Below are 12,452 nucleotides of genomic sequence, written 5' to 3'. Positions count from 1 at the left end.
CTCCGCCGTTTGAGCGAACGGACGGGGCTGCGGTCCGCGTCGTCGTAAGTCGATTTCAACGATGCGGCACGCTTGCCCATCAGCACAGGAGCTTCCAATGCCCGCAATCAATACCAATACCGCCGCCAATGCCGCGGTCCGCTACCTCAACATCAACTCCTCGCAGGAAACCAGCTCGCTCTCGAAGCTGTCGAGCGGTTCGCGCATCACGTCTGCGTCCGACGATGCCGCCGGCCTTGCGATCTCCACCCGCATCTCCTCGGACGTCACCACCTTGCAGCAGGCCGCGACCAATGCCTCGCAGGCCACCGCGATCCTCCAGACCGCCGACGGCGGCGCCTCGAACATCTCCGACATCTTGGCGCGCATGAAGTCGCTGGCTTCCGAATCCGCTTCTGGCACCACGACCGACTCCAGCCGCGCCTATATCAACTCGGAGTTCACGCAGCTCACGAGCGAAATCGATTCGATCGCCTCCGGCACCCGCTACTCCAGCCAGAGCCTGCTCGATGGCTCGAGCGTGTTCGCCTCCGGCGTTTCGGTGCTGGTCGGCTCCTCGGGCTCGGACACCATCACGATCACGCTCACGAGCCTCACGGCCTCTTCGCTCGGCGTGTCCTCGCTCGACGTCAGCACGCTGTCGGATGCGACCTCGGCGTTGACCGCGCTGGATACGGCGATCGACACGGTCTCCGCGGCCCGCGCCAGCATCGGCGCCCAGGAGTCGCGGTTCAACTTCAGCGCGGACTCGATCTCGACCCAGACCCAGAACCTGCAATCCGCCAACTCGGCCATCAAGGACGTCGACATCGCGGCCGAACAATCCAAGCTCTCCTCCGCGGAAGTGAAGACCCAGGCTGCCGTCTCGGCGCTCGCCGCGGCGAACCAGATGCCGCAGTACCTGCTCAAGCTGCTGGGCTGATGAAAACCAGCGCGGGCCGGCATGATGCCGGCCCGCCCTCTATCAGGGACCGCCACGCAAAGTGACCACCGTCAGTTCCAGCACAAGCTCCACGAGTTCGGCAGTCTCGGTCACCACGAGCGGGACCACCAATTCGAGCAGCATCGACTGGTCGGCGCTGATCCAGGCCGCCGTCGACGCCAAGACCGCGCAGGCCACGACGATCTCGACCTCGATCACGAACAACGAGGCGAAGATCTCGGCCTATCAGACGCTCCAGAGCGATTTGAAGACGCTGTATTCGGGGCTGGCGTCGCTGGCGACCTCGGTCGTCAACTCGCTGTCCAGCAGCGCATTTGCGACGCGCGCGGCCAGCATCGGTTCGACCGGAGACGTGAGCGCCTCCTCGGCGCTGTCCATGACGATCAAGAATGGAGCTGCGACGGGCGACCACACGCTGACGATCAGCCAGCTCGCGACTGCGGAGAAGGTGATCGGCACCTCACAGTCGAGCCAGACCGATGAGCTCGGCTATTCCGGCACGTTTTCGATCGGTCTCGAAGGCGGTGCTACGTCCGACATCACCGTCACCAGCACGATGTCACTCCAGGACGTCGTCGATGCCATCAATGCCCAGACCTCGACCACCAACGTCCAGGCATCGATCGTGCAGGTCTCCAGCGGCTCATACGAGATGGTGTTGACGGGCACGGAGGATGCCGCCGACATCACCTATTCCAGCACGTCGGGCGACGACATCCTGAACGAGCTCGGCGTGACCGACAGTTCGGGGAATTTCGCCGACGTGCTTCAGGAGGCGCAATCGGCGGAGTTCACGCTGGACGGCATCGCGATGACCCGCGACACCAACGACATCTCCGACGTCTTGAGCGGGGTCACCTTCAGCCTGCTCCAGGCGACGCCCGACGGGACGACGCTGAACGTCAGCATCGAGCCCGATACCAGCCAGATCGAATCGGCGATCGAGACCTTCGTCACCAACTACAACGCGTTTCGCGACGAGGTCATCGCCCAGCAGGCGACCGCGACGGACGGAACGGCAGCCTCGACCGCAGTCCTGTTCGGCGACGGAACCATGCGCAATATCATGGATGCGCTGCAAAATGCCCTGAACAGCACCGTGGGCGGGCTGACGATGGCCGACCTCGGTCTGTCGTTCAACGAGAACAACGAGCTCGAGCTCGACACCAGCACGCTGTCTGACATCCTGACCACAAATCTCAGCGGCATGACCAAACTGCTGTCGGCGCAGACGACGACGTCGTCCAGCCAGCTCAGCGTCATCAATACCGGGACATCGCCGCAATCCTTCACCCTGGATCTGGCGGTCGATTCCGACGGAAACCTCAGCTCGGCCTCGGTCGGCGGCGACTCCTCGCTGTTCACGGTCAGCGGCAACACCATCATCGGCGCCTCCGGCTCGATCTATGCCGGCATGGCCTTCACCTATAGCGGATCGACCTCGCAGTCGATCACGGTGACATCGACCTCCGGCATCGCGACGCAACTCTATCAGGTCGCGAAGAACTACTCGTCCTCGACTGGCGCGCTGCAAACGCTGATCACCAATCTCACGACGCGCGATGAAGAGCTGCAGCAGAAGGTCGACGACATCAACAGCGCGGCATCGACTCTGCAGTCGCAGCTGGAGACGCAATACGCGAAATATCAGGCCGCGATCGAGAGCGCCAACAGCACGCTGACATATCTCAAGGCATTGCTGAACAGCTCGTCGAGCGATTGATCAGACCGAGTGAATTGATGATGCATAATCCGACCGCGTACATGGCCAACCAGGCCTATCGGGGCACGGCAACCACCGTACCGCCGCTCAAGGCGGTGTCGATGCTGCTCGGCGGCGCGATCACCTACCTCCAGAAGGCGCTCGCCGCCCAGGAGGCGCGCCGCTTCGAGGAAGGGCACGAACACCTGATGAGGGCGACTGCGATCCTCCGCGGCCTCAGCCACAATCTCGATTTCGCCAAGGGCGGGGCGGTCGCCGAGCGGCTGTTCCAGAGCTACAATGCCCTCATCCTGGCGAGCCTGAAGGCCTACGGCCGGCCGCACGTCCGACAAAGTTTTCAGCGGATCATTGCCGCATTGACCGAGTTGCGCGAGGCTTGGGAGTCCGTCGATGCGACCGTACGGGGCGGCAAGGCTGCGCCCACCGGTTCGGTCCGCACGGGCTAGGCCTCGGCTTCCCGATCCAGAGGGAAGGGGAATCGTCCCGGCCTTCCATTCCGGCCGGTTTCCGTAGCGCTGCTGGCGCTTTTGGCGCTTCAGTCCGCCGAAATCCGGTTTTCGGCATGCTCGCAATGCTTTATGACGGGCCTGACCGAAGCGGGATCGGCGGGCGATGGACGTCACCGAGTTTGAGGAACTGATCGATCGGCTGGGCGATGATCTCTCGCTCTGGCCCGATGACCGGCGTTTGCCCGCCGAAGAGCTGCTGACGCAATCGTCCGCCGCGCAAGCGCTGCTGGAACAGGCACGCGCCTTGCGCCATGCGCTCGCCGTACCTCCGGTCCAAGCGCCCAAAGGCCTCGCCGACCGCATCGTCGCTGCGGCGGCGAAAATGAAAGACGAGACCGCCGAGCCGCGCACCGAAGGCGAGACGGCGGAGAGCTGAGCGGCTCCTTCTGACAAATTGTGTCTCTTTCACCTTTCCCCGCAGGCGGGGAGAGGGAACGCAGCGGCAGCGCGCCGCTAAATCAACCTGACATCATCGCACTTCTAAGCGCGCGCACGGCAGAGTTTGCCGTGTCAAAAGCGGTTTTTGCGCGGGCGAATCCGCGCCTGAATCCACGCGCCCACGCGTTTCATCAGCACACAGATTTCACGTGCCGCCCGCCGACATCGTCACCGCCGGCCGCACGAGAACCGGAGTGACTGATGACCGTTTCCGCAACGAGCGCCGTCTCGACCGCCACCACGACGACGTCGTCGTCGAGCACGTCGTCCAGTTCGACGCTGACCTCCAGCGACTTCCTCAGCCTGCTCGTCAGTGAGCTTCAGAACCAGGATCCGCTGAACGCGACGTCGACCACCGACTTCATCAATCAGCTCACCTCATACGCCAATTTCACTCAGCAGCAGTCGATCAACTCCAACATGTCGTCGCTGGCGAGTTCGTTCTCGAGCCTCGTGACGCTCAACTCGGTGAACTACATCGGCCACACCGTCGAAGCGAAGACCGACACGTCGACCCTGAGCAACGGCTCGGCGACCTTCGGCTACTCGCTGTCCTCGGCGGCCTCGAACGTGTCGATCAGCATCTCGGACTCTTCCGGCAATGTCGTCTACACCGGCACCGGAGCGGGAAATGCCGGCTCGAACAGCTTCACGTGGGACGGCAAGGACTCCAGCGGCAATCAGCTCTCCGATGGCGGCCAGTACACGATCTCGGTGACGGCGACAGATTCCGCCGGAAACTCGGTGCTCAACTACACGACCGTCACCGGCACGGTGACTGGCATCGACACCTCGACGTCCACGCCCTCGCTCACGGTGAACGGTGTCGCCGTCAGTGCCGCCAACATCCTCGGCGTCACGTCCTGATCTCACGTCCTGATTTCCTCGGAGTTTCATCATGAGTCTCACCGGTGCATTGTCCTCGGCGATCTCGGCGCTCAGCGCCCAGAGCCAGTCCCTGTCGATGATCAGCGACAACATCGCCAACTCCGATACGACCGGCTACAAGACCACCTCGGCGATGTTCGACGCGCTCGTGACGGCGTCCAGCAATACGAGCTCCTACGCCTCGGGCGGTGTCACCGTCTCGGGCCGCGCCAACATCACCCAGCAGGGCCTGCTGGCTGCGACCTCCAATGCCACCGACGTCGCGATCCAGGGGTCCGGATTCTTCGTGGTGACCAATGCCACCACCGGCGGCACCGTCGCCTATACCCGCAACGGCGCCTTCACGATCAACAATGCCGGCTATCTCGAGAACAACGGCTACTATCTCGAGGGGTGGCGCACCGATGCCGACGGCAACGTCGTCGGCAGTGAATCGGCGAGCAATCTCGAGGCCATCAACACCCAGGTCGCCTCGACCAGTGGCAGCGCCACCACCAAGACCACGATCGCGGCGAACCTGCCGTCGGACGCCGCCACCGGCGACACCTATACCAGCTCGATGACGGTCTACGATTCGCTCGGTGCGGCGAACACGATGCAGATCACCTGGACCAAGACCGGGACCAACGCCTGGAACGCGAGCTTCGCCAATCCAACGTCGGCCTCGGACACCACGACCGCGACGGGCACGGTCTCGGGCACGATCGACATCACCTTCAACAGCGACGGTTCGCTGGCCAGCACCAGCCCGGACCCGGCCACCGTGTCGATCACGGGCTGGACCGACGGTGCGGCCGACAGCACCATCACGATGGACCTCGGCACCGCCGGGGGCACCGATGGTCTGACGCAATACGCCTCCGGCGAGACCACGCCCTCGGTCAACGTCACCAGCATCGATTCGGACGGCCTGTCCTACGGAAAACTATCCAGCATCTCGATCGGCAAGGACGGCGTGGTCGACGCCACCTATTCCAACGGCCAGACCATTGCGATCTACAAGATCGCGGTGGCGACCTTCGCCGATCCCAACGGGCTCGCGGCTTCCAGCGACGGCATCTACTCGGCGACGGTGACGTCGGGCAACGCCGCCTTGCAGGCCTCCGGCGAGAACGGTGCGGGCACGATCTACGGCAGCGAGCTGGAATCCTCGACCACCGACACTTCGAGCCAGTTCTCGAGCATGATCTCGGCGCAGCAGGCCTATTCCGCCGCGTCCCAGGTCATCTCCACCGTCAATAAGATGTACGACACCCTGATCTCGGCGATGAGGTGAGCGATGCCCGGTGAAAAGGCAAGCGCGGCGGGCGAAGCGCTGCTGCACCGGTTGCGGCGGCTGGTCGGCCGCGCCGCGACCGTCACGGGCCGCGACCGCAAGCAATTGCTCGCGCTGCTCGACGATTTCGAGACGACCCGCCGCGGCCTGTTGAAGGAGTGCGCGGAGATCGAAGGCGAGATGAGGCGGGCCACTGTCAGGGCGACCGCAATCGGCACGTATCTGCGCAACTCGCAAGCCGGTCGCGGCAAACGGCACAACTAGAGAAGGCGATGATCATGAGTGTAGCCCAAGCCAAGAGCCAAGCCACGAGGGCAAACCCTGCGAACGGCGATGCACTGATCAAGTCGCTGATCGTGCTCATCGATGCGCTGACCGCGCTGGTCGTGGAGGAGAATGCCGAGCTTGCCAAGGGCCTGCCGGCCTCGCGCTTGAGGCAGGTCGACGAGAAGAACCAGCTGGCGGAGATCTTCGAACGGACCGTTGCCGAATGCGCAGCGGGCACGACTAGCCTGAACGTGCGGGACCGGATCCTGCGCGAGCAGCTGATGGAGCGGATCCTGAAGCTGCGTGCGGCGATGGACGAGAACCTGGTGCGCCTGCGCGCGGCGATCGAGGCCAGCAACCGCCGGATCGAAGCGGTCATGCAGGCGATCCGCGAGCAGATCGCGACGGTGTCGCCCTACGGGGCCTCGGGCCGTGTCGCCGCGCGCGCGGTCTCCAGCGGCACCTGCCGCAGCGCCTGACGAGCCGAGGAAGCCGCCGTGTCACTCGATATCGCACGATCGATCGCCTTCAGCGGGCTGTCGTCGACGTCCGTGCAGATCAGCGTGACGTCGTCGAACATCTCGAATGCCGACACGACGGGCTACACCCGAAAGACCGCGAACCAGTCGAGCAGCGTCACCAACGGTGTCGGCACCGGCGTCACGGTGACCGGCATCACCTCGACGGTCGATAAGCTGCTGCTGAAGTCGCTGATCGCTGCGACCTCCGAGCTCGGCTCGGCCGACACGGCCAACACCTATCTGACATCGCTGGAGAAGCTCTATGGCTCGACCAGCAGCACCGACGATTCGTCGACCGGGACCTCGCTCGCCAACAGCATTGCCTCGCTCGAATCGGCGCTGTCGTCACTGGCGAGCACGCCGAGCAGCGCCTCGCTGCAATCCAACGTCGTCAGCGCACTCGACGACGTCGCGAGCCAGTTGCGGGAGACCTCGAGCGGCATCCAGAAGCTCCGCGCCGATGCCGACCAGGACATTGCGTCCGCGATCGACGACGTCAACGCGGACCTGGGGCAGATCGCAGATCTGAATGCCCAGATCAAACAGACGGCGGCAGCGGGCCAGTCGACCGCAGACCTGGAGGACCAGCGCAACACCGCGCTCCAGGATCTCGCCTCGAAGATGAACATCAGCTATTTCACTGCGTCGAACGGCGATCTCCAGATCTACACCAATTCGGGCCAGGCGCTGGTCGATTCGTCCGCGCACACGATCAGCTATACCGCTGCGGCCAACGTGACGGCATCGACGACCTACACCGCCGGCTCGTCGTCGAGCGGCTTCAGCGCGATCACGGTGAACGGGGTCGACATCACCTCCCAGATATCAGGCGGCGATATCGGCGCGCTCATCACGCTTCGCGACACGACCCTGCCGGCGGCGCAGTCCCAGCTCGACCAGCTCGCGCAGCAGCTTGCCTCGGCGATGAACAGCGTCTCGAACGGCGCTTCGTCGGTGCCGGCGCCGACGAGCCTCACCGGCACGACCGCTGTCACCAGCTCTACGGCGCTCTCCGCCACCGGAACGGTGCGCATTGCCGTCACCGATCAGAGCGGCAATCTGGTCTCCTATGGCGATCTCGATTTGTCGTCCTATTCCACCGTCGGGGATCTCGTCACGGCCATCAACGGCATTTCCGGATTATCCGCCTCGGTCGATTCCGACGGCCATCTCTCGATCACGGCGAACGGATCAGGCAATGGTGTCGCCATCAACGAGATGACGAGCGCGGTGGGAGGCTCGGGTGAGGGATTTTCGGAGTATTTCGGCCTCAACGATCTCGTGACCGGAACGAGCGCGGCGGATATCGCGGTCAGCAGCAAGATCCTGTCGGGCACCAACGAGCTCCAACTCGCGACGCTGGATTCCTCATCGAGCCTGACGGTCGGCAGCTCCGTGCTGTCGTCGGGGTCGGCCACCGTGGTCAATGCCTTCTACGACGCGTTGACGGACTCGCGGACATTTGCCTCCACCGGTGGGCTTGCCGCCACCACCGGCTCGCTGACCGACTACGCCTCGGCCATCGTCGCCGATGTCGCAAGCAAGGCGTCCCAGGCGTCGACGAGCTACACCGCCAAGGAGACCGCGCAGTCGACCTATGCGAGCTCGCTGGCGTCGCAGTCGGGCGTCAACCTCGACGAGGAATCCGCCAAGCTCAGCACGCTCCAGAACAAATATTCCGCGGCATCCGCGCTGATCCAGGCCATCAACTCGATGTACTCGGCGCTGCTCACCGCCGTGCAGTCGACGTAAGAGGGGAAGGCCATGGTTGCAATGCGGGTTGCGACCTTCGCGCAGTCGAGCAAGATGATCGCCGACGCGATGCGCGTCGAGACGGTCATGGCCAACAAGCAGATCCAGGAATCGTCGGGCGTCGTCTCGACCGATTTCGGCGGCTACGGCGCGGACGCGCAGCATGTCGTCAATCTCCAGGTCTCGGTGACGCGTGCGCAATCCTATATCGATGCCGCGACGCTGGCCGACAGCAAGATCCAGGTGATGTATTCGGCCGTGGGCTCGATGACCGATATTCTCACGCAGCTCCGCTCCCAGCTCAGCGCGGCCTCGACCGGCAGCTCGACCGAGACGAATTCGGTGATCACCACCGCCCAGCAGATGCTGGAGCAGATGGGTTCGCTCATGAACACGCAATATGACGGCCAGTATGTGTTCGCCGGCGGCAAGACCGATACGGCGCCGGTCGATCTCACGAGTTTTTCGTCCGGGACCGGCTCCACGACCACGGCGGACACCAGCTATTATTACGGCGACGACGAGATCGCCTCGGTCCGCGTCGTCTCGGATGAGACGGTGTCGTACGGCGTCACCGCCGACAATTCGGCGTTCGAGGAGGTGATGCGAGTGCTGAAATTCGTCGCCAACAGCACCTCGCTCTCGTCCTCGGATATTGCCAGCGCGCTCGATCTCGCCGGCACGGCGCTCGACGACACCGCGGCCGTGCAGGCAAAGCTGTCCAGCGCGGCGTCGTCGATCGAGAGCGCGAGCGCCCGCCAGAGCGACTACAAGAGCTATGCCGAGACGCTGTCGAACGACCTCACCGGCGTCGACGTGGCCGCTATCACGGCACAGCTTTCGACTTACCAGGCCCAGCTCACCGCGTCCTATTCGGCACTCGCCAAGATCCTCAGCCTCAATCTCGCGAGCTATTTGAAATAGGCGGCCTATTCGGCGGCGATCCGTTCCATGGCCATGGCACGAAGCCTGGCGCGCTGGATCTTGACGCCGTTGGCACTGTCGGTGACGGGGAAGGCGTCTACGACATAGATCCGCGCCGGCACCTTGTAGCCGGCGAGCCGCTCGCGCAGATGGGCAGTTAGCGCGTCCTGTCGCGGTGGCTCTCCAGCCGGAATCACGAAGGCGACGCAGCGCGCCTGGCCCTTCAAATCGACCGCGACCACCTGGGCGTCGGCCACACCAGCGCACGACTTGAGCTCGTCTTCGATTTCGCCGGGCGCGACCAGGAAGCCGCCGAGCCGCATCGCATCGCCCGCGCGGGTCTCGTAGACGAATGAACCATCGCCGCGCAGGTGGCCGATGTCGCCGGTGCGGAAGAATCCGTCGGCGGTGATCGCTTCGCGCGTCGCCTCGGGATTGTTGAAGTAACCGAGGAAGCGCGACGGCGCGCGGATCTCGATCTCGCCGGAGACGCCCCGGGCCGCAAGCTCGCCGGTCTCGACATCGCGGACGCGGACTTTCGCGTCCGGTGACATCGGCCAGCCGCCGCCTTCGATGCGATCGGCGAAGGCATCGCTGCCGCGGCCGATCGAGAACAGCGCCTGCACCTCACTCGAACCGTAGAGGCCGAACAGCGGCATGCCGCGCGCCTCGGTCTTCGCGGCCAGCTCGCGCCAGCCGGGCTGGAACGCGGCGAAGCCGCAGATTTCGAGATGCGGAAACGGACGTGGTGCATCGGTGAGCGCGAGGATGCGGCGGAACATCTCATCCGAGCCGAATGAATGCGTGATCCTGCACTCGCTGAGGATCTTCGCCGCCGGCGCCGCTTCGAAGGCGTCGAGTACATGGATGGCGGCGCCCGCTGCGATGAAACCGAGCAGGCTCGTCATGCCAAAAGTGCCGCAGAACGGCAGCATCGCGAGCAGCGAATGGCGCTGTGGATCAAGCTTGAGCGCTTGGACGATAGAGGCGGCGTGCGTCGCCAGCGTCCGCTGCGAATGCGCGACGAGCTTCGGGCCCCTGGTCGTGCCCGATGTCGTGTAGAGCAGGACCGGCAGGTCGATATCGTCCTGAGCCGGTGGGGCGGGCGGATAGGCCCGGTCGAACGCATCGAACCGCACACAAGGCCAGTGTGCCGGGATGGCATCCGCGCCGACCACCGCGAGCTGTCGCAGTGCGGGCACCTCGTCCTTGGCGATATCGGCGAGAATGGCGGCAAAGTCGATCGAGCGGAACGCGGCTTCGACCACCATCAGCTTGGCACCGGACACGCGAAGCAGATGCGCGACTTCCGCGCTGCGATAGCGCGTATTGACGGCGGCAACGACCGCGCCCAGGCGGGCAGCGGCGAACAGCAGTGCGAGCCATTCGATCCGGTTGACCAGCCAGACCGCGACGACGTCGCCCCTGCCGATGCCCTGGGCGGCGAGCCAGGCGGCGGTCTGCTCGATCCTTCCTGCGAACTCTGCGCGCGAAACCGGCGTGCCGTCGAACACGAAGGCGGGACTGGCGGTCTCGGTCCGGATCAGCGATTGCAGCGAAAATCTGTCGGTCAGCATGGCAATCGGAGTAACCCGATCGCGCAAAGCTGTCTACTTGGTGCCGAACATCCGGTCGCCGGCATCGCCCAGGCCCGGCACGATGTAGCCGTGGTCGTTGAGCCGCTCGTCGATCGCGGCGGTCCAGACCGGGACGTCGGGATGCTCGCTCTGGAACTTCGCGATGCCCTCGGGCGCGGCCAAAAGGCAGACGAAGCGGATGTCGCGGGCGCCGCGCGCCTTGAGCAGCGAGGCGCCGGCGCAGGCCGAATTGCCGGTGGCCAGCATCGGATCCATCAGGATCACGGTGCGATCGGACAGGTCCTGCGGCGCCTTGAAGTAATATTCCACGGCCTGCAATGTCTCGGGGTCGCGGTAGAGCCCGATATGGGCGATGCGCGCCGAGGGCATCAGCGCCAGCATGCCGTCGAGGAAGCCGACGCCCGCGCGCAGGATCGGCGCCAGCGTGAGCTTCTTGCCGGCGATCTTCGGCGCCTGCATCGGCGCGATCGGCGTTTCGATGTCCACCAGCTCCAGCGGCAGGTCGCGCGTCACCTCGTAGCCGAGCAGCATCCCGATCTCGTTCAGGATCTCGCGAAAGCTCTTGGTCGAGCGGTCCTTCTCCCGCATCAAGGAGAGCTTGTGCTGGACCAGGGGGTGGGCGACGACGTTGACGCTGCTTGTGCTCATGAAACCGCTCTACACGGTTCCGTGAAATTGCGCCAGATCGACCGGGTCTTTTCCGCGGGATATGCCGCCTCAACCGGGCATCGCGACCGCGCTGCGCGCCCGGTTGCTCGCTTCAAAGGCGGCCATGGTCAGCTCCCGTGCAGTTGCCGCGCGCGGTGGCACGACCCTAAACGCCCAGGCCGCGTGCTGCCAGCGTGATCACGAGCGTCAGCACGGCGCCCCAGATCAGGCTCAGCGTCATGGTCAAGACAATCACGGTGACCACTCGCTCCAGATTTCGCGTGCCGGTCTGCATGCGCGTCTAACCGACATTGTCGCAGCCGATCGGCTCGTAGAGCGGATCGCGGGCTGGACGAACAGAGGGAACGCTCGGCCGGGCTGCCTCCGCGGTCAGCACCTGCGCCTCGGCGAAGGCCGACAGCAGGGCGAGCGCAAGGTCCGCATGGCGGGCCTCGACCGCGGAGTCCAGCCAGTCCGGCAGTTCGCGTTGGCGCGACAGGGCGCAATGCCACTCCCCATCGTCATAGGCGATACGGCGGACCTGCCAAAGCGGCAGCTCGAGCTCCATCAATGCGAGCGCGGCATCGGCCCAAGCCTCGACATCGATCAGGCACATGACGCGCGCCCTGCCTGCGCTTTGCCTGAGCGAGGGGAAGCGTCGGCACGCCGTATCGATGATCTCGATCATCAACGGCGGCGTCATTGCGCGCGCGGCGCGAATGCGTTCGCTCAGCAAGAGCAGATCACGGCGTTCGAGAGCGGCGGTCACTTTAGGGCTCGTGGATATCTGCGTCGGTCAGTCGGCCGGCGTCTCAAGATGGCTGGAACGGCATTTGAAAACGAGGTGAGGAAGGGGCGGAAGATATAAGGATTTCATAAAGGCGCGGATGCACTTGCCTGACCGACCACGGCAAGCCGGCCCCGCAGGCCTTTATGAGATTCCTATAACTTCGCCGCGGCCCTCG

At 64.5% G+C, this 12,452-nt stretch carries 14 protein-coding genes; 10 read left to right on the top strand and 4 right to left on the bottom strand.

The window, feature by feature from the left end; all coding sequences use genetic code 11:
* Positions 1-97 precede the first annotated feature (97 nt).
* The 10 genes from BLV07_RS03575 (at position 98) to BLV07_RS03530 (ending at position 9,241) form a co-directional block, all read left to right on the top strand.
* A complete protein-coding gene (locus tag BLV07_RS03575) occupies positions 98-922 on the top strand; it encodes a flagellin (RefSeq protein WP_091879725.1) in 825 nt (274 codons plus the stop codon).
* Between the two features lie 61 nt (positions 923-983).
* Complete coding sequence (gene fliD, locus BLV07_RS03570) at positions 984-2,666, top strand: flagellar filament capping protein FliD (RefSeq protein ID WP_091879722.1); 1,683 nt, start codon at positions 984-986, stop codon at positions 2,664-2,666.
* 17 nt (positions 2,667-2,683) lie between these two features.
* Complete coding sequence (locus tag BLV07_RS03565; protein ID WP_176945316.1) at positions 2,684-3,112, top strand: flagellar export chaperone FliS; 429 nt, start codon at positions 2,684-2,686, stop codon at positions 3,110-3,112.
* Between the two features lie 166 nt (positions 3,113-3,278).
* Positions 3,279-3,551, top strand: coding sequence for a hypothetical protein (locus BLV07_RS03560; RefSeq protein ID WP_091879716.1), 273 nt, complete (start codon positions 3,279-3,281; stop codon positions 3,549-3,551).
* A gap of 263 nt (positions 3,552-3,814) precedes the next feature.
* Positions 3,815-4,480 carry a flagellar hook assembly protein FlgD gene (locus BLV07_RS03555; protein ID WP_091879713.1) on the top strand — a complete coding sequence of 222 codons (666 nt, stop codon included), beginning with the start codon at positions 3,815-3,817 and terminating at the stop codon, positions 4,478-4,480.
* Positions 4,481-4,511: 31 nt separating this feature from the next.
* Entirely contained in the window at positions 4,512-5,777 is a 1,266-nt protein-coding gene (gene flgE / locus BLV07_RS03550) for a flagellar hook protein FlgE (protein WP_091879710.1), read from the top strand.
* Positions 5,778-5,780: 3 nt separating this feature from the next.
* Positions 5,781-6,041, top strand: a complete 261-nt coding sequence (locus tag BLV07_RS03545) for a hypothetical protein (RefSeq protein ID WP_091879707.1) — start codon at positions 5,781-5,783, stop codon at positions 6,039-6,041.
* A gap of 8 nt (positions 6,042-6,049) precedes the next feature.
* Positions 6,050-6,523, top strand: coding sequence for a flagellar protein FlgN (locus BLV07_RS03540; RefSeq protein ID WP_176945315.1), 474 nt, complete (start codon positions 6,050-6,052; stop codon positions 6,521-6,523).
* Between the two features lie 18 nt (positions 6,524-6,541).
* On the top strand, positions 6,542-8,317 hold the full coding sequence (gene flgK, locus BLV07_RS03535) for a flagellar hook-associated protein FlgK (RefSeq protein ID WP_091879704.1): 1,776 nt from the start codon (positions 6,542-6,544) through the stop codon (positions 8,315-8,317).
* A gap of 12 nt (positions 8,318-8,329) precedes the next feature.
* Positions 8,330-9,241, top strand: a complete 912-nt coding sequence (locus BLV07_RS03530; RefSeq protein WP_091879701.1) for a flagellin — start codon at positions 8,330-8,332, stop codon at positions 9,239-9,241.
* 5 nt (positions 9,242-9,246) lie between these two features.
* Here the strand turns inward: BLV07_RS03530 and BLV07_RS03525 are convergent, their stop codons facing one another.
* From BLV07_RS03525 to BLV07_RS03515, 4 genes are all read right to left on the bottom strand, one after another.
* Positions 9,247-10,818, bottom strand: a complete 1,572-nt coding sequence (locus BLV07_RS03525; protein WP_091879698.1) for an AMP-binding protein — start codon at positions 10,816-10,818, stop codon at positions 9,247-9,249.
* A gap of 33 nt (positions 10,819-10,851) precedes the next feature.
* A complete protein-coding gene (gene upp / locus BLV07_RS03520) occupies positions 10,852-11,487 on the bottom strand; it encodes a uracil phosphoribosyltransferase (RefSeq protein ID WP_091879695.1) in 636 nt (211 codons plus the stop codon).
* A gap of 166 nt (positions 11,488-11,653) precedes the next feature.
* Positions 11,654-11,782 (bottom strand): hypothetical protein, encoded by a 129-nt coding sequence (locus tag BLV07_RS49690; protein WP_283806504.1) that lies wholly within the window; start codon positions 11,780-11,782, stop codon positions 11,654-11,656.
* A 6-nt stretch (positions 11,783-11,788) separates the two neighbouring features.
* Entirely contained in the window at positions 11,789-12,256 is a 468-nt protein-coding gene (locus BLV07_RS03515) for a hypothetical protein (RefSeq protein ID WP_091879692.1), read from the bottom strand.
* Between the last annotated feature and the right edge of the window lie 196 nt (positions 12,257-12,452).

The organism is Bradyrhizobium sp. Rc2d (assembly GCF_900099855.1).
In the GTDB taxonomy this organism is placed as follows: domain Bacteria; phylum Pseudomonadota; class Alphaproteobacteria; order Rhizobiales; family Xanthobacteraceae; genus Bradyrhizobium.
The sequence above is the reverse complement of the archived record's forward strand: the minus strand, read 5'-3'. Positions and strand labels throughout refer to the sequence as shown.